This is a genomic window from Microbacterium aurantiacum, from assembly GCF_031625015.1.
Classification (GTDB): Bacteria; Actinomycetota; Actinomycetes; order Actinomycetales; family Microbacteriaceae; genus Microbacterium; species Microbacterium aurantiacum.
Map to the genome: position 1 here is coordinate 292,685 of NZ_JAHWXH010000002.1, position 16,937 is coordinate 309,621.

Here is a 16,937-nt window from a genome sequence, read left to right on the forward strand (position 1 = left end):
GGCATCATCCCGAACGCCCCCACAGAGAGAGCAGCATGAGCGACGATCACCGGTTCGGCTTCCGCACCCGCGCCCTGCACGCCGGCGGCACCCCCGACGCCGCCACCGGCGCCCGGGCCGTGCCCATCTATCAGACGACGTCCTTCGTCTTCGACGACGCCGCGGATGCGGGCAACCTCTTCGCCCTGCAGAAGTACGGCAACATCTACTCGCGCATCGGCAACCCCACGGTCGCCGCCCTCGAGGAGCGACTGGCGTCGCTCGAGGGCGGCATCGGCGCCGTCGCCACCGCGTCGGGCATGAGCGCGGAGTTCATCACCTTCGCCGCGCTCGTCGGGGCGGGGGACCACGTGGTGGCCTCGGCCCAGCTGTACGGCGGGACCGTCACGCAGCTCGACGTGACGCTGCGCCGCTTCGGCGTCGAGACCACGTTCGTCCCCTCCAGCGACCCGGCCGACTACGCCGCGGCGATCCGACCGGAGACGAAGGTGCTCTACGTCGAGACGATCGGCAATCCCTCCGGAGAGATCGCCGACATCGCCGCCCTTGCGGACATCGCCCACGCGGCCGGCATCCCTCTCGTCGTCGACTCGACGCTGGCGACGCCCTATCTCGCGCGCCCGCTCGAGCACGGGGCCGACATCGTCATCCACTCCGTGACGAAGTTCCTCGGCGGCCACGGCACGACCCTCGGCGGCGTCGTCATCGAGAAGGGCACATTCGACTGGGGCAACGGCAAGTTCCCGCAGATGACCGAGCCGGTCCCGTCTTACGGCGGCATCCGCTGGTGGGACAACTTCGGCGAATACGGCTTCCTGACGCGGCTGCGCAGCGAGCAGCTGCGCGACATCGGACCCGCGCTCAGCCCGCAGGCGGCGTTCCAGCTCCTGCAGGGTGTTGAGACGCTGCCGCAGCGCATCGATGCTCATCTGGCCAACGCGCGGATCGTCGCGGAGTGGCTGCAGGACGACCCGCGCGTGTCCTTCGTGACCTGGGCGGGGCTCGCGGACCACCCGCACCACGACCGCGCCGAGCGCTACCTGCCGCTCGGGCCGGGCTCGGTCTTCGCATTCGGAGTCCGTGCGGACGGCGACGACCTGGATGCCGGGCGCCGGGCGGGGGAGGCCGTGATCGACGCCCTCCAGCTCGCGTCGCACCTCGCGAACATCGGCGACGCCCGAACCCTCGTGATCCACCCGGCGTCCACCACGCACCGCCAGCTCACCGCCGATCAGCTCGATCGGGCGGGTGTTCCCGCCGACCTCATCCGCATCTCGGTCGGTCTCGAAGATCCGGAGGACATCCTGTGGGATCTCGATCAGGCGCTCACCGCCGCGACGGGGGTGACCCGATGAGCGACTCCTGCGCCCTTCCGCAGCCGTCCGTCGGACAAGCCTGCGCCCTTCCCGGTGCACCCGCCGCCGACACCGGCCGCACCTGGGTCGGCCCGAACGCGCAGGAGCGATTCGAGATCCTGCGCTCCGCACGGTCGATCGCGGTCGTCGGCGCCTCGGACAACCCGGCTCGTGCCAGCTACTTCGTCGGCTCGTACCTGCTCGGCAGTGCCCCCTACGAGGTGTTCTTCGTGAATCCCCGCGCAACCTCGATCCTCGGCCGCCCCGTGTACCCCTCGCTGGCGGACCTGCCGTACGCGCCGGACATCGTCGACGTCTTCCGCCGCCACGACGACCTCCCCGGTGTCGCGCAGGAGGCTGTGGATGCAGGGGCGAAGACCCTGTGGCTCCAGCTGGGGTCGTGGAACGAGGATGCGGCACGGATCGCGGAAGACGCGGGGCTTCGCGTCGTGATGGATCGCTGCGTGAAGATCGAACACGCCCGCTTCCACGGCGGACTGCACCTCGCCGGGTTCGACACCGGCGTCCTCAGCTCCAAGCGACAGCTGATCAGCCGCCCGTCCGCGTCCTGACGGTCCGTCGCGGTAGACTGGTCCGATGCGCGTTCTGCGGAGCGCGCCGCCGACCTCACTTTTCCCATCCGCCGAACCGAGGAGGTTCCCATGGCCGGAACGAACCAGGGCATCATCGAGCCCCCCATCGACAGCCTTCTCGAGAAGGTCGACTCGAAGTACCAGCTGGTGATCTATGCGGCCAAGCGGGCGCGCCAGATCAACGACTACTACTCCGACCTGCACGAGGGCAACCTCTTCGACAACGTGGGTCCGCTGGTCGACTCCACCGTCGAAGACAAGCCGCTCACGATCGCGATGCACGAGATCCACGAGGACAAGCTGCGTCTGCGTCACGCGGAGTAACCCCGCTTTCGGCCGTCGTATGACGGCCCGGTGCCCCTGATCGCGGCCGTGTCCGCGATCAGGGGCATACTTGTTCCCGCCCCGTTCCGCGATCTGGAGGATCGATGTCCGCCCTGCGCCTGTTCACGTCCGAGTCGGTCACGGAAGGGCATCCGGACAAGATCTGCGACCAGATCTCGGATGCCGTCCTCGATGCGCTGATCGCGCAGGACCCGGGAAGCCGCGTGGCGGTCGAGACACTCGTGACGACGGGGCTCGTCCATGTCGCGGGCGAGGTGCGCACGGACGGATACGTCGACATCCCCGGCGTCGTGCGAGGCGTGGTGAACCGCATCGGCTACACCTCCAGCGAGACCGGGTTCGACGGTGATTCCTGCGGAGTGACGGTGTCGATCGGCGAGCAGTCCGGTGACATCGCCGCCGGCGTCGACACCGCGATCGAGCACCGGGAAGGCGGATCCCTCGACCCGGTGGACGCGCTCGGTGCCGGTGACCAGGGCATCATGTTCGGGTTCGCCACGAACGAGACCCCGCAGCTCATGCCGACCGCCATCCACACGGCGCACCGTATCGCCGAGCGCCTGTCCGAGGCGCGTCGCTCCGGAGCCCTCCCGTTCCTCCGCCCGGACGGCAAGACGCAGGTGACGCTCGGCTACGACGGCGTCGTGCCGCGGACGGTGGAGACCGTCGTGTTGTCGACCCAGCACCACCCGGACATCTCGCTCGCCGCGCTCCGCGCCGCGGTGCGCGCCGAGGTCATCGAACCCGTCATCGCGGAGTCGGGCCTGGACATCTCCGGCACCGACTTCATCATCAACCCCGCCGGCCCGTTCGTCATCGGCGGCCCGAAGGGGGACGCCGGACTCACGGGGCGCAAGATCATCATCGACACGTACGGCGGCGCGTCCCGCCATGGCGGCGGTGCGTTCAGCGGCAAGGATCCCTCGAAGGTCGACCGTTCAGCCGCGTACGCGATGCGCTGGGTCGCCAAGAACGCCGTCGCGGCGGGGCTGGCCGATCGGCTCGAAGTCCAGGTCGCCTACGCGATCGGCAAGGCGGCCCCGGTGGGGATGTACGTCGAGACCTTCGGCACCGGTCACGTCTCTGACGATCAGATCACCCGGGCGATCCTGGAGGTGTTCGACCTGCGGCCGCAGGCGATCATCGATCAGCTGGATCTGCTGCGGCCCATCTACGCCAAGACGGCCGCCTACGGGCACTTCGGTCGCGAACTCCCGGAGTTCACGTGGGAGCGCACCGACCGCGCCGACGACCTCCGCGCGGCCGCGGGCTTGTGAGGCCGGTGCCCGACCGGCTCCGGCTGCGCGGGTGCACGACGTGAGCCTCCCGGTCGCCCGGGTCCTGATCGATTCGCCGTTGCCGCAGCTCGATCGCCTCTTCGACTACGCGATCCCACGGGAGTTCGACGCGCTCGCCCAACCGGGCGTGCGGGTGAAGGTGCCTCTGCGCAGCGCGGGCCGGGTCGTCGAGGGATTCCTCGTGGAGCGCGCGGTCGCCGAAGAGGGGGGACGGCCGCTGTCCGAGATCGAGGACGTGGTCTCCTCCGTTCCGGTCCTCACTCCGGATCTCTACCGACTGGTGCGTCGCGTCGCAGATCGTGCGGCGGGCTCGGCGGCCGACATCCTGCGCCTGGCCATCCCGAAACGGATGGTTCGGGCCGAGAAGGTCTGGCTGGCCTCGGAGACCCCGGAGGCGCCTCGGATCGACGAGACCGTGCGCGAATGGGCGAGGATGCGTCTGTCCGGGTTCCCCGGCCTCGACGAGGCGATGCGCGCGGATGCGCGGATCGCGCTCGACGCGCCGCCGCATCCTGTGCGCCTTCCGGCGGGCGACGACATCGGGGCGTGGGCGGAGCTTCTCGCGGCACTCGCGATCGATACCCTCGCGCGGGGGCGGACCGCGGTCGTCGTCGTTCCCGACCACCGCGACCGCGCGCAGATCGAGGAGGCGCTGGCCGGTCGCGTCCCGCTCGCCGCGGTCGTCCGCCACGACGCCGCGCAGTCCTCACCCGCCCGGTACGCGGCGTATCTGCGGACCCTCGCCGAAGCCCCCTGCATCGTCGTCGGGAACCGCTCGGCCGTCTACGCCCCGGCGCGTGACCTCGGGCTCGTGGCGATCTGGGACGACGGCGACCCGCTCCTCGGAGAGCCGCTCTCACCGGGCGTGCACGCCCGGGACGCCGCGCTCCTGCGCCAGGAGCTCGAGGGCGGTGCCCTCGTCTTCGCCGGGCACACCAGAACGACGGACGTCGAGCGTCTGGTCGCGGTCGGGTGGGTACGGGATCTGCCGGCGCGACGCCGCGTCGGGGCGCGGGTGGTCCTCAGCGCGACGCGCGAGGGGGAGTCCCGCGGAACGCGCGTCCCCTCCACCGCATACGCCGCCGCCCGGGAGGCGCTCGCGCACGGGCCCGTCCTGGTCCAGGTCTCCCGACCGGGATACGCGCCGATCCTCGTGTGCGCCGAGTGCCGACATCCGGCGCGGTGCCGCCACTGCGCGGGTCCGCTGCACGCGCGCGGTCCCGGAACGGTCCCGGTGTGCACGTGGTGCGGGCGCAGCGCCCACGCCTGGCGATGCTCCGATTGCGACTCGGATCGGGTGCGGATGGCCTCCTCCGGCAGCGAAAGGACCGCCGACGAACTCGGTCGTGCTTTTCCCGGAACCCGGGTCATCGTCGCCGACGGCGACCATCCGGTCCTGCGGGTGGACGACCGGCCCGCACTCGTCGTCGCGACCCGTGGCGGAGAACCGATCGCCCGGGGCGGCTACCGCGCCGTCATCCTGCTCGACGGAGATCGGATGCTGATGGCGGACGATCTGCGCATCGGCGAGTCCTGCCTCCGGTGGTGGTCCAACGCCGCCGCGCTGGCCGCGCCCGGTGCGCCGGTCCACCTCGTCGGGGTCACCGGGGCGGTCGCGCGGGCCCTGGCGACATGGACGCAGCCCGCCTACGCGCGCGCCGAGCTCGCGGATCGCCTGCCGCTGCGGATGCCGCCCACCGTCCGGGTCGCGGCCCTCAGCGGCGCGCGGCGTTCGGTCGACACCGCGCTGCAGAAGCTGCGGGAGGATGTCCCCGAGCTCGACGCCGAGGCGATCCTCGGTCCGGTGGACGGGGAGGACGGCGCGCGCGCGCTCGTCCGGTTCGACTACGCCCGCGGGGCGCGGGTGGCCGAGAGCCTGCGCGCGTCCGTGGTGAGCGATGCGGTGTCCGGCCGCCGGCCGCCGCGCGGGAAGGGCCAGGTACGCCGGAATACACTCAGAGTGCGGGTCGATGTGCCCGATCTCGAGTTGTGAGGAGCTCCATGCGTCTGGTCTTCGCCGGAACCCCGGCGGTCGCGGTTCCATCCCTGAAAGCCCTCGCGGCCTCCGCGCACGAGGTCGATCTGGTCGTGACCCGCACCGACGCCCCCCTCGGCCGACGACGCGTGCTGACGCCCTCTCCCGTGGCCGCTGCCGCGGAAGAGCTCGGCATCGAGACGCTTCGCACCGCACGCCTCGATGACACCGCGACCGCCGAGATCGGCGCGCGTCGCCCCGACCTCGGCGTGATCGTCGCCTACGGAGGCCTCGTGCGGGAGCCGCTGCTCAGCGCGCCGCGTCTCGGCTGGATCAACCTGCACTTCTCCCTCCTGCCCCGGTGGCGGGGCGCGGCTCCCGTGCAGCACGCGCTCATCGCCGGCGACGAGCAGGTCGGAGTGAGCGTCTTCCACCTGGTCGCGGAGCTGGATGCCGGGGACGTCATCGCCGAGGAGGCGATGCGCACGCCGGAGGACGTCAGCGCCGGGGAGCTCCTTTCGACGCTGGCGGACGTCGGGACCGGAGTCCTCCTCGCGGCGGTCGACGCCCTCGCCTCCGGAACGGCGGTCGCCCGCGCGCAGGAGGGCGACGTCACGTACGCGCCCAAGCTCTCCATCGACGACGGACGCGTCCGCTGGGACGCACCGGCTGCCGCGGTCCTCGGCCGCATCCGAGGGACGACGCCCGAGCCGGGCGCGCACACGGAGGTGGCGGGGATGCGGCTGAAGATCCTGGCCGCGCGGCGCTCACCCGACCCGTCGCCGCGCCTCGCTCCCGGCACGCTGTCCCTCCACGAAGGACGCCTCCTCGTCGGTACGGCCGACGCTCCGGTGGTCCTCGACCGGGTGCAGCCCGCGGGTCGATCGGCGATGAACGCCGCCGACTGGTGGCGTGGACTGCGCGTGACCTCCGCGGTGGCCGGCTCATGAGCGCCTCCGCTCCTCGTCGCATCGCCTACGAGACGTTGCGGGCCGTGCACGAGTCCGACGCGTACGCGAACCTGCTCCTGCCGGTGTCCCTCGCACGGGCCGGCGTCTCGGGTGCGGATGCCGCGCTGGCGACGGAACTCACCTACGGCACCCTGCGGCGTCAGGGGACGTACGACGCGATCATCGGCGTGGCCGCCGATCGGGCCGTGGCCGACATCGACCCGGCGCTGGTCGACGCGCTGCGCCTCGGCGTCCATCAGCTGCTGTCCACCCGCGTCGCGTCCCACGCCGCCGTCAACGAGTCGGTCGAACTCGCGCGGGCGGCGGCGGGCCGGGGCCCGAGCGGCTTCGTCAACGCCGTGCTCCGGCGGGTCTCGCGCGACACGCCGGGGGAGTGGATGGCGCGCATCGCCGAGGGTGCACGGTCCGATGACGAGCGCATCGGTCTGCTGACCTCGCATCCGGTGTGGGTCGTGCGCGCGTTCCGTCGGGCCCTCGCCGCCGAGGGGCGCGCCGACGAACTCGACGCGTTGCTCGCCGCGGACAACGCGGCACCCTCCGTGACGATGATCGCGTTGCCGGGTCTCGCCGACCGGCCCGCGGATGGGCGTGCCACGCCGCTGTCACCGTTCGGATTCCGTTCCGAGGGCGGCGACCCCGAAGCGACGGTCGCCGCGTCGGACGGCCGCGTCCGCGTGCAGGACGAGGGCTCTCAGCTCGCGGCTCTGGCGCTCGCCCGGGCGCTGCCGGCGAAGGCGGGGGAGCGCTGGCTCGATCTGTGCGCGGGTCCCGGAGGCAAGACCGCCCTTCTGGCCGCGGAGGCGCTGAAGGTCGACGCACGCGTCGAGGCCAACGAGATCGTCCCCGCCCGCGCGGGTCTCGTGCGCAAAGCCGTCGCCGGGGTGCCGATGGAGGTTCCCGTCTCCGAGGAGGACGGTCGCTCCCGCGCGGCTCGCGACCCCGGGGCCTACGATCGCGTCCTCGTCGACGCGCCCTGCACGGGGCTGGGCGCGCTGCGGCGCCGCCCCGAGGCGCGGTGGCGGAAGACTCCGGCGGATGTCCCCGAGCTCGCGTCCCTCCAGAGGGAACTGCTGGATGCCGCGCTGGTGGCGTGCGCGCCGGGCGGCGTGGTCGCGTACGTGACGTGCTCACCGCATCTCGCCGAGACCACGGCGGTCGTCGCGGACGTCCGCGCGTCCTGGGGCGACGCGGTCGAGGAGCTCCCCGCGCGCGACGTGATCGCGGGGATCGCATCGTCACCGCCCGACCTGCCGGCGCAGACCGACGGGACTCTCCGGGCTCAGCTCTGGCCGCATCGCCACGGCACCGACGCGATGTCGATCACTCTCCTGCGGAAGGCCTAGGGGCGGTATCCGCTCCCCGGCTCACTCCGCGAGCCGGAAGCCCTCCGGCATCACCTCGAACTCCGCCCGGAGCGCGATGAGCGCGGCCGGATGCGTGCGGGCGAGCTCTGACGCGTCGACGACGACCTCGGTGCCGTCGGGAACGGAGGCGGCGATCTCCCGGAGCACCCCGATGACCCGCTCCGTGCCGGAGAAGCCGAGTTCGCCGCCCAGGTGGACCACGCGGCCCTCGCCGGTGCGTTCGATCCGCAGCGCCGGGACCGCGACGTTCTCGTGCGACTCCAGCAGGTGCATGTCGAAGCGGTCCGACACCGTCTCGACGGCGGCGATGGCCCGCACGCTGTTGCCGTGCGCGTCGAGCCGCGGGCTGAAGGCGGCGACGCCGAACTGCGAGGGTGCCACGGCCAGCAGCCCGCCGCTCACTCCGCTCTTCGCCGGCAGACCCACGCGCAGGAGCCATTCGCCTGAGTAGTCGTACATTCCGCAGGACGACATGATCGAGAGCACATCGCGCGCGACGCGGGTGCTCACCACGCGCACGCCGGTCACGGGGTTCACACCGCCGAACGCCAAGGTCCCGGCCATCACGGCCAGGTCGCGGACGGTCACGAGCAACGAGCACTGGCGGAAGTAGGTCTCCACCGCCGCCTCCACGGACCCGGTCATCACCCCGTAGGAGCGCAGCAGGTGCCCGAGGGCGCGGTTGCGATCGCCCGTCGCCGACTCGGAGGCGTACACCGCCTCGTCGACCCACAGGGAGCGGCCCGCGAACGCCGACAGTTTCGAGACGATACGCGCCGTGCGCTCGTCGATGTCGCTCTCCGGCTCTCCGACGAGCGCCGTCGTCGCGATCGCGCCGGCGTTGACCATCGGGTTCGCGGGACGCCCGGTGTCGTGGGCGAGGCTGATCGCGTTGAAAGGCTCCCCGCTCGGCTCCACGCCCACGCACTCGAGGACGCGTTCGCGCCCGCATTCCTCGAGTGCCAGCGCCAGGACGAACGGCTTCGATATCGACTGGATGGTGAACTCGTGCTCGCCGTCGCCGACGACCCTCACGCGACCGCGCGGTCCGACCACGGCGAACGCCAGTCGATCGGGGTCCGCCGCGGCGAGTTCCGGGATGTATGCCGCCGGCGCGCCGTCGTCCATCGGTCTGATCTCGTCGAGGAGGTCGTCCAGCAGTGCCGTGATGGGGTCCACGGCTCGACCATAATGGACCCGTGCCCGCCCGTGACGTCCCTCAGCCCGCGCGCGAGATCCGCATCAACCCCAGCATCCTGGCGGCGGACTTCGTCAACATGCAGACCGAGCTCGCCCGGATCGCCGCCGCGGACTTCGCGCACGTCGACGTCATGGACAACCATTTCGTGCCGAACCTCACCTTCGGCCCCCAGATGGTGGAGCGGATCCAGCAGACGAGCCCGATTCCGCTGGATGTGCACCTCATGATCGAGGACCCCGATCGCTGGGCCCCCGGTTACGCCGAGCTCGGCGCGGCCTCGGTCACCTTCCATCTCGAGGCGGCGCGCGACCCGATCGCCCTCGCCCGACGACTGCGCGACATCGGCGCGCGCGCGGGTGTCGCGGTGAAGCCCGGGACACCGGCATCCGCTCTCGATGAGCTGTGGGGCGAGGTCGATCAGATCCTCGTCATGACCGTGGAGCCCGGTTTCGGGGGCCAGTCCTTCATGCCCGAGACGATGCCGAAGCTCCGCCTCCTCGCCGACGAAGCCGTGCGGCGCGGGTCGGCGGTTTGGCTGCAGGTGGACGGCGGGATCAGCGCCTCGACCATCGCGCAGGCGGCCGAAGCGGGAGCCGACACGTTCGTCGCCGGTTCGGCGGTCTTCGGCGCCGACGATCCGGGAGCGGCGATCGCGGCTCTCCGCGGCCAGGCCGCCGCGCACGCGCACTGACCACGGCGCCGGATCACCCTCCCGCGGCGCGCTACCCTTGCATGGTGAAGACGTTCGATGCGCTGTTCGATGAGCTCTCCGCCAAAGCGGCCGAGCGACCCGAAGGATCCGGGACCGTCGCGCAGCTGGACGCCGGTGTGCACGCGATCGGAAAGAAGATCGTCGAGGAAGCCGCCGAGGTGTGGATGGCGGCCGAGTACGAGTCGACTGATGCCGCTGCCGAGGAGATCTCGCAGCTGCTATACCACCTGCAGGTCCTGATGCTCGCGAAGGGCCTCACCCTCCAGGACGTCTACCGACATCTCTGAGCGCTCCGTCCCACCGCTCACCCCCATCGAAAGTCCCGACATGCTGCGAATCGCCGTGCCGAACAAGGGCTCGCTCGCCGAGACCGCGTCCGAGATGCTCCAGGAGGCCGGGTACACCGGCCGCCGCGACCCCAAGGACCTCCACGTCCTCGATCCCGACAACGGTGTGGAGTTCTTCTACCTGCGCCCGAAGGACATCGCCACCTACGTCGGCTCCGGGGCGCTCGACGTCGGCATCACCGGTCGGGACCTGCTCCTGGACGCCCGGATGCCGGGCGCGCGCGAGATCGAATCCCTCGCCTTCGCCGGGTCGACCTTCCGCTTCGCCGCTCCGACCGGGACGTTCTCCGAGCTCTCGGACCTCGAGGGCAAGCGGGTGGCGACGTCGTATCCCGGACTCGTCGACGCGTTCCTCGACCGCCACGGCATCGCCGTGGACCTCGTGCCGTTGGACGGCGCGGTCGAGTCCGCAGTGCGGCTGGGGGTCGCGGATGCGGTGGCCGACGTCGTCGAGACCGGCACCACGCTCCGCCAGGCGGGGCTCGAGGTCTTCGGCCCCGTCATCCTGCGTTCCGAAGCGGTCCTCATCACGGGACCGAGCGACGCCGACGGGACCGAGACGCTTCTCCGTCGCCTGCGCGGAGTCCTTGTCGCGCGGCAGTACGTCCTCGTCGACTACGACCTCCCCGTGGCCCTGATCGATGACGCCGTGGCGCTCACTCCGGGGATCGAATCGCCGACGATCTCTCCGCTGCGCGACCCCGACTGGGTCGCCGTGCGGGTCATGGTGGCGCGCAAGAAGGTCAACCAGGCGATGGACGATCTCTACGCCCTCGGGGCGCGCGCGATCCTGGTGACCGCGATCGACAACGCGAGGCTCTGATGAGCCTCGTCTGCCGCGTCATCCCGTGCCTCGACGTCGCCGGCGGCCGAGTGGTGAAAGGCGTGAACTTCCAGAACCTCCGCGACATGGGGGATCCGGTCGAACTCGCCCGCGAGTACTTCCGGCAGGGAGCCGACGAGATCACCTTCCTCGATGTGACCGCGACCGTCGACGAGCGTGCGACGACGTACGACGTCGTGCGCCGCACCGCCGAGGAGGTCTTCATCCCGCTGACCGTCGGCGGGGGAGTCCGCTCCGTCGACGATGTCGCGCGTCTCCTCGCCGTGGGGGCCGACAAGATCGGCGTCAACTCCGCCGCCATCGCGCGCCCCGCGCTCCTCGACGAGATCGCCGACCGGTTCGGGGCCCAGGTCCTGGTCCTCTCCCTGGACGTCATGCGGCGCCCCGGGGGCCCGACCGACGAGATCCCCTCCGGGTTCGTGGTGACCACCCACGGCGGACGCACCGCGACCGACATCGACGCCCTCGCCTGGGCTCGCGAGGCCATCGAGCGGGGGGCCGGAGAACTCTTGGTCAACTCGATCGACGCCGACGGGACGAGAGAGGGCTTCGACCTCGAGCTCGTCCGGCTCATGCGCGAGGCCTCGCGCGTGCCCGTCATCGCCTCGGGGGGCGCGGGAGCGGCCGTGCACTTCGGCCCCGCGATCGCCGCGGGGGCGGATGCCGTCCTCGCAGCGTCCGTGTTCCACACCGGTCAGCTCACGATCGGCGACGTCAAGCGCAGCATGGCGGGGCAGGGGATCGCCGTGCGCGAGAGCCTCCTCCCGGGGGAGACCGCCGCATGAGCCCCGTCGATCCCGACGGCGTCCCCGAGGGCGTCGTCGCCGAGCGGATCTCCCGCGTGCGCTTCACCGCGGACGGCCTCGTCGCCGCCATCGTCCAGCAATGGGACACCCGTGAGGTCCTGATGCTCGGCTGGATGGATGCCGAGGCGCTCCGCCGGACGCTGACGGAGGGTCGTGTGACCTTCTGGTCGCGCTCGCGCGGCGAGTACTGGCGGAAGGGCGACACGTCCGGCCACATCCAGCTCGTCCGCGGAGCGCACCTCGACTGCGACGGCGACGCGATCCTCGTCGAGGTCGAGCAGGTGGGGGCCGCCTGCCACACGGGCCTGCGCTCCTGCTTCGACACGCTCGACCTCGAACCCGCGCGCGGGCCGGAGACGGGCGCGTGACCGCGCGATCCCGTCTGATCAGCGTCCTGGCTCTCCTCGCGTGCGGGGCCGTCGGCGTGATCTCCGCGACGCAGACCTGGTTCACGGTCGTCCTCGACGACGGAGCGGCCGAGCCCCTCCTCGTTCCCGGTGACGGCGCGCTGGCGCTCCTGACCCCCCTGAGTCTGACGGTCCTCGCCCTCGGCGGAGCGCTGTCGATCGTGGGTGTCGTCCTGCGGTACGTCTTCGGCGCGCTCACGGTCGTCATCGCGGTGCTCCTGGGTGCGCTGACGGCCGGCACCGCCTTCGCCACTCCGATCTCGGCCGTGTCGGCGAGTGTCACCGAGGCGACCGGAATCACGGGGACACGGGCGGTGAGCGACCTCGTGGCCTCACTCACCCCCACTCCCTGGCCCTTCATCACTCTGGTCGCATGGGTGGTCCTCGCCGCCGGCGGCATCCTGATCTTGGTGACCGCGCGCCGATGGCGCAGCGCTGATCGCCGGTATCGTGCCGAGGGCGACGCGCCCGCACGGGCAGCGGGCGCGGACGGCGCACGACCGGCCGATGCGGCTCGGGACACGGCCATCGACTCGTGGGACGACCTGTCGCGCGGAGAAGACCCGACCGCCGACCGCTAGACTGAGAAAACCCGCGCTGACAGGAGGAACCCCCATGAGCAACGAGATCGGTGACCCCGGCCACGGCCACTCTCCCGCCGCCTGGACGGCCGTCACGATCATGCTCGTCGCGGTCGCGCTGGGCACACTGTTCTACTGGTTCGACATGCCCGTGCTGGTCTGGGCTTCGGCAGGTCTCCTCGTCGTGGGCCTCCTGACCGGCTGGATCATGGCCAAGGCCGGGTACGGCGTCAACGGCACCAAGTACATCGCGAAAGAGCACTGAGCGTGCTCGCCGACCTCACGGCCGGCGCGGTGGAGGATGCCGAGGCGCGCGCACGCGCGACACCTCGGTCCGCGGTGGAGGCCGCCGCCCTCGCGCGTACCCCGGCCCTCGACGTCCTGGCGGCGCTCGCGCCGGCCGATCGTGTCAAGATCATCGCCGAAGTCAAGCGCGCGAGTCCCTCGCGCGGTGACCTCGCCCTCATCCCCGATCCCGCGTTGCAGGCACGCCGCTACGAGGAAGGGGGAGCCTCCGCGATCTCCGTTCTCACGGAGGGACGCCGTTTCAAGGGAAGCCTCGCCGATCTCGACGCGGTCCGCGGCGCGGTGCAGCTGCCGGTCCTGCGGAAGGACTTCATCGCGGACGAGTACCAGGTGCTCGAAGCGCGAGCGGCGGGAGCCGATCTCGTCCTCCTCATCGTCGCCGCTCTCGATCAAGAGACCCTCGCGCGGCTGCACGCCTTCACCCGCGAGCTCGGTATGACCCCGCTCGTCGAGACGCACTCGGCGGAGGAGGCCGATCGTGCGGTCGACCTCGGCGCCGACCTCATCGGTGTCAACGCCCGTGATCTGTCGACCTTCGAATTGGACCGGGATCTCTTCGGCCGACTGGTCGAGCGCATCCCCGCCGGGACGATCAAGATCGCCGAGTCCGCCGTCCTCACCCCGGCCGACGTCGCCCACTATCGCGCCGCGGGCGCGGACGTCGTCCTCATCGGCGAGGCGCTGGTCACCAGCGACCCCGTCACCACCCTGCGCGCCTTCCTCGAGGCGGGCGCGGACACCCTCCCCGGAGGAAGAGAGTCCTGATGAGTCTTCGCGAAGTGACCGGGCCGTTCTTCGGCGAGTTCGGTGGGCGGTACATGCCCGAGTCCCTGATCGCCGCGATCGATGAACTGACGGCGGTCTACGATGCCGCGAAGGTCGACCCCTCCTTCCAGGCGGAGTTCGTCGGCCTCCTGCACTCCTACGGCGGACGACCGTCGCCGATCACCGAGGTGCCGCGATTCGCCGAGCACGCCGGCGGGGCGCGCATCTTCCTCAAGCGCGAGGACCTGAACCACACCGGTTCTCACAAGATCAACAACGTCATCGGCCAGGCGCTGCTGACCAAGCGTCTCGGCAAGACCCGCGTCATCGCCGAGACCGGAGCCGGCCAGCACGGCGTCGCCACCGCCACCGCCGCGGCGCTGTTCGGCTTCGACTGCACCGTGTACATGGGCGAGGTCGACACGCAGCGGCAGGCGTTGAACGTTGCGCGCATGCGCCTCCTCGGAGCCGAGGTGATTCCGGTCACGACCGGCTCGCGCACCCTCAAGGACGCCATCAACGAGGCCTACCGCGACTGGGTCTCGAGCGTCGAGACGACCAACTACATCTTCGGTACCGCAGCCGGTCCGCATCCGTTCCCGGCCATGGTGCGCGACTTCCAGAAGATCATCAGCGAGGAGGCGCGCGCGCAGCTGCTGGAGGAGACCGGCCGGCTCCCCGACGCCGTTCTCGCGTGCGTCGGCGGTGGCTCCAACGCGATCGGCATGTTCGACGCCTTCCTCGATGACGACGGTGTGAAGCTCTACGGCGTCGAAGCGGCCGGCGACGGTGTCGACACACCGCGCCACGCGGCCTCGATCGGTCGTGGCCGACCCGGCGTCCTCCACGGGGCGAAGACGTTCGTGCTCCAGGACGAGGACGGTCAGACCACGGAGTCGCACTCGATCTCCGCGGGGCTCGACTATCCCGGTGTCGGTCCCGAGCACGCGTGGCTGGCCTCCATCGGACGCGCGGAGTACATCCCCGCCACCGATGACGAGGCGATGCAGGCGCTCCGCCTCCTCTCCGAGACCGAGGGCATCATCCCCGCGATCGAATCCGCGCACGCCCTTGCAGGGGCCCTGCGCATCGGGCGAGAGCTCGGTCCCGACGCCATCCTCGCAGTCAACCTCTCCGGCCGAGGCGACAAGGACATGGACACCGCGGCGAAGTACTTCGGCCTGTACGACGACGGGGCTTCCGCATGACCTCCCGTGTGTCGGCGGCGCTCGACGCGGCCCGTGCAGAAGGCCGGGGTGCGCTCATCGGGTACCTGCCCATCGGGTACCCCGATCTGCAGACCAGCATCGACGCGGCCGTCACGCTCGCGGAGAACGGCGTGGACATCCTCGAGCTGGGTCCGCCGTATTCCGATCCGGTGATGGACGGCCTCGTGATCCAGGAGGCGACGCAGGCGGCCCTCGCCGCCGGTTTCCGTCTGCGCGACACCTTCGAGGCCGTCCGCGAGATCACCCGGCGGACGAGCGTGCCGGTCCTCGTCATGACCTACTGGAACCCGATCTACCAGTTCGGGATCGATCGGTTCGCCGACGGTCTCGCGGAAGCGGGCGGCGCCGGTCTCATCACCCCCGACATCACTCCGGATGCCGCAGGGGAGTGGATCCGCGCCAGCGAGCGCACCGGCCTTGACCGGGTGTTCCTCGCGGCTCCCACCTCGACCGATGAGCGGTTGAAGATGATCGTCGAGGCGTCGACCGGATTCGTCTACACCGTGTCGACAATGGGCATCACCGGCGAGCGGACGGACCTCGATGCCGCTGCCCGGAAGCTCGTGTCACGTCTGCGCGAGCACGGAGCCGCGCACGCGTGCGTCGGCATCGGGATCTCCAACGCCGATCACGTCGCGGGTGTCGTCGAGTACTCGGACGGAGCGATCGTGGGTACCGCCCTCGTCCGCGCCCTCCGCGACGGCGGGCTGGATTCCCTGGGCGAGACCGCCCGCGCCCTCGCCGCGGGCACCGCGCGCGCGTCGAACTAGACTGCACACGTCGTATCGTCGCCGACTTTCCTCAGCAAGGACACTGCTCTTCATGATCACCGTCGCCGCGGGCGTCTTCGCCAGCATCCCGAGCCCTTCGATCAGCTACATCGATCTGGGGCCGCTGCGCATCCACTTCTATGCGCTGTGCATCATCGCCGGCATCGTCGCCGCGGTGCTGTGGACCAATGCCCGTCTCACCAAGCGGGGCGCCGAGCCCTGGGTCGTCATCGACATCGCGCTCCTCGCGGTTCCGCTCGCGATCGTCACCGCGCGGATCTATCACGTCCTCACGCACTGGGACTTCTACTTCGGTGAGGGACGCAACCCCCTCAGCGCGCTCTACATCTGGGAAGGCGGCATCGCCATCTACGGTGCGCTCATCGGAGGGGCCGTGGGCGCATGGCTCGGATGCCGGTGGACCGGCATCCGTTTCTGGACGTTCGCCGACGCGCTCGCCCCCGGACTCCTCCTGGCACAGGCGATCGGTCGTTTCGGCAACTGGTTCAACCAGGAGCTCTACGGACTCCCCACCGACCTGCCCTGGGGGCTGGAGATCGACTACCCCAACGCCGCGTGGCCGGTCGGGCTCCCGGAGGGGACGCTCTTCCACCCGACCTTCCTCTACGAGGTCATCTGGAACGTCGCGGGAGTCGTCGTCCTGGTGGCGGCGGGACGCGCGCTGAAGCTCCAGTGGGGACGCCTGTTCGGCCTCTACCTCATCTGGTACAGCGCCGGCCGCATCGTGTGGGAGTCCATCCGCATCGACCCCAGCGAGATCATCCTGGGCCTGCGCACCAACGTGTGGGCGGCCATCTTCGGCGTCGTCATCGGCATCGCGATCATGATCGTGCAGAACCGCCGTCACCCCGGGCGAGAGCCTTCACCGTACGTTCCGGGTCGCGAATGGCACCCGGACGGGGCTGTACAATCGCAGGACACCGACGACTTCGTCGACGTCAGCGAACCGCCGACGTCCGAGCCGGTCGGGGGCAGCGCCACAAGCACACCCGCCACGAAATAGCGCTCACCGAACGACCCGTACAAGGCAGTTCATCGAGTCCCGGG

General features: G+C 70.9%; 19 protein-coding genes. 18 read left to right on the top strand and 1 reads right to left on the bottom strand.

Going from position 1 to position 16,937, the window contains the following annotated elements:
- Positions 1-35: 35 nt before the first annotated feature.
- The 7 genes from KZC50_RS11040 to KZC50_RS11070 all read left to right on the top strand — a co-directional run bounded on the left by KZC50_RS11040 (position 36) and on the right by KZC50_RS11070 (position 7,880).
- Complete coding sequence (locus KZC50_RS11040; protein WP_310891719.1) at positions 36-1,355, top strand: O-acetylhomoserine aminocarboxypropyltransferase/cysteine synthase family protein; 1,320 nt, start codon at positions 36-38, stop codon at positions 1,353-1,355.
- The gene (locus KZC50_RS11045; protein ID WP_310891720.1) at positions 1,352-1,927 is read left to right on the top strand and encodes a CoA-binding protein; all 576 of its coding nucleotides are present in this window, start codon (positions 1,352-1,354) and stop codon (positions 1,925-1,927) included. Before KZC50_RS11040 ends, KZC50_RS11045 begins: the two co-directional genes overlap by 4 nt.
- A 90-nt stretch (positions 1,928-2,017) precedes the next feature.
- The gene (gene rpoZ, locus KZC50_RS11050; RefSeq protein ID WP_053547443.1) at positions 2,018-2,272 is read left to right on the top strand and encodes a DNA-directed RNA polymerase subunit omega; all 255 of its coding nucleotides are present in this window, start codon (positions 2,018-2,020) and stop codon (positions 2,270-2,272) included.
- 104 nt (positions 2,273-2,376) lie between these two features.
- Positions 2,377-3,570: a methionine adenosyltransferase gene (gene metK, locus KZC50_RS11055; RefSeq protein WP_053547444.1), complete on the top strand. Its 1,194-nt coding sequence runs from the start codon at positions 2,377-2,379 to the stop codon at positions 3,568-3,570.
- A 31-nt stretch (positions 3,571-3,601) separates the two neighbouring features.
- Positions 3,602-5,584 (top strand): primosomal protein N' family DNA-binding protein, encoded by a 1,983-nt coding sequence (locus KZC50_RS11060; protein WP_375294597.1) that lies wholly within the window; start codon positions 3,602-3,604, stop codon positions 5,582-5,584.
- Between the two features lie 8 nt (positions 5,585-5,592).
- Entirely contained in the window at positions 5,593-6,516 is a 924-nt protein-coding gene (fmt, locus tag KZC50_RS11065; RefSeq protein ID WP_301132302.1) for a methionyl-tRNA formyltransferase, read from the top strand.
- Positions 6,513-7,880, top strand: coding sequence for an RsmB/NOP family class I SAM-dependent RNA methyltransferase (locus KZC50_RS11070; RefSeq protein ID WP_310891722.1), 1,368 nt, complete (start codon positions 6,513-6,515; stop codon positions 7,878-7,880). The genes fmt and KZC50_RS11070 overlap by 4 nt, the downstream gene beginning before the upstream one ends.
- 21 nt (positions 7,881-7,901) lie before the next feature.
- Here the strand turns inward: KZC50_RS11070 and glsA are convergent, their stop codons facing one another.
- Positions 7,902-9,080, bottom strand: coding sequence for a glutaminase A (gene glsA, locus KZC50_RS11075; protein WP_301132300.1), 1,179 nt, complete (start codon positions 9,078-9,080; stop codon positions 7,902-7,904).
- Positions 9,081-9,100: 20 nt separating this feature from the next.
- Between glsA and rpe the strand changes: the two genes are divergently transcribed.
- The 11 genes from rpe to lgt are packed head-to-tail and all read left to right on the top strand — an operon-like array spanning position 9,101 to position 16,893.
- Positions 9,101-9,793, top strand: a complete 693-nt coding sequence (gene rpe, locus KZC50_RS11080; RefSeq protein ID WP_301132299.1) for a ribulose-phosphate 3-epimerase — start codon at positions 9,101-9,103, stop codon at positions 9,791-9,793.
- 44 nt (positions 9,794-9,837) lie between these two features.
- A complete protein-coding gene (locus KZC50_RS11085) occupies positions 9,838-10,101 on the top strand; it encodes a phosphoribosyl-ATP diphosphatase (protein ID WP_236968891.1) in 264 nt (87 codons plus the stop codon).
- 40 nt (positions 10,102-10,141) lie between these two features.
- Complete coding sequence (gene hisG, locus KZC50_RS11090; protein WP_310891723.1) at positions 10,142-10,984, top strand: ATP phosphoribosyltransferase; 843 nt, start codon at positions 10,142-10,144, stop codon at positions 10,982-10,984.
- Positions 10,984-11,790 carry an imidazole glycerol phosphate synthase subunit HisF gene (gene hisF, locus KZC50_RS11095; protein ID WP_053547449.1) on the top strand — a complete coding sequence of 269 codons (807 nt, stop codon included), beginning with the start codon at positions 10,984-10,986 and terminating at the stop codon, positions 11,788-11,790. The genes hisG and hisF overlap by 1 nt, the downstream gene beginning before the upstream one ends.
- Entirely contained in the window at positions 11,787-12,179 is a 393-nt protein-coding gene (hisI, locus tag KZC50_RS11100; protein WP_310891724.1) for a phosphoribosyl-AMP cyclohydrolase, read from the top strand. The genes hisF and hisI overlap by 4 nt, the downstream gene beginning before the upstream one ends.
- Positions 12,176-12,799, top strand: coding sequence for a Trp biosynthesis-associated membrane protein (locus KZC50_RS11105; protein ID WP_310891725.1), 624 nt, complete (start codon positions 12,176-12,178; stop codon positions 12,797-12,799). Before hisI ends, KZC50_RS11105 begins: the two co-directional genes overlap by 4 nt.
- A gap of 34 nt (positions 12,800-12,833) precedes the next feature.
- Positions 12,834-13,064: a DUF6704 family protein gene (locus KZC50_RS11110; RefSeq protein ID WP_053547452.1), complete on the top strand. Its 231-nt coding sequence runs from the start codon at positions 12,834-12,836 to the stop codon at positions 13,062-13,064.
- A gap of 2 nt (positions 13,065-13,066) precedes the next feature.
- A complete protein-coding gene (gene trpC / locus KZC50_RS11115; protein WP_310891726.1) occupies positions 13,067-13,870 on the top strand; it encodes an indole-3-glycerol phosphate synthase TrpC in 804 nt (267 codons plus the stop codon).
- Positions 13,870-15,078, top strand: a complete 1,209-nt coding sequence (trpB, locus tag KZC50_RS11120) for a tryptophan synthase subunit beta (RefSeq protein ID WP_053547454.1) — start codon at positions 13,870-13,872, stop codon at positions 15,076-15,078. Before trpC ends, trpB begins: the two co-directional genes overlap by 1 nt.
- Positions 15,075-15,869, top strand: coding sequence for a tryptophan synthase subunit alpha (gene trpA, locus KZC50_RS11125; RefSeq protein WP_301132290.1), 795 nt, complete (start codon positions 15,075-15,077; stop codon positions 15,867-15,869). The genes trpB and trpA overlap by 4 nt, the downstream gene beginning before the upstream one ends.
- A gap of 52 nt (positions 15,870-15,921) precedes the next feature.
- The gene (gene lgt / locus KZC50_RS11130; RefSeq protein WP_053547456.1) at positions 15,922-16,893 is read left to right on the top strand and encodes a prolipoprotein diacylglyceryl transferase; all 972 of its coding nucleotides are present in this window, start codon (positions 15,922-15,924) and stop codon (positions 16,891-16,893) included.
- Positions 16,894-16,937: the final 44 nt, after the last annotated feature.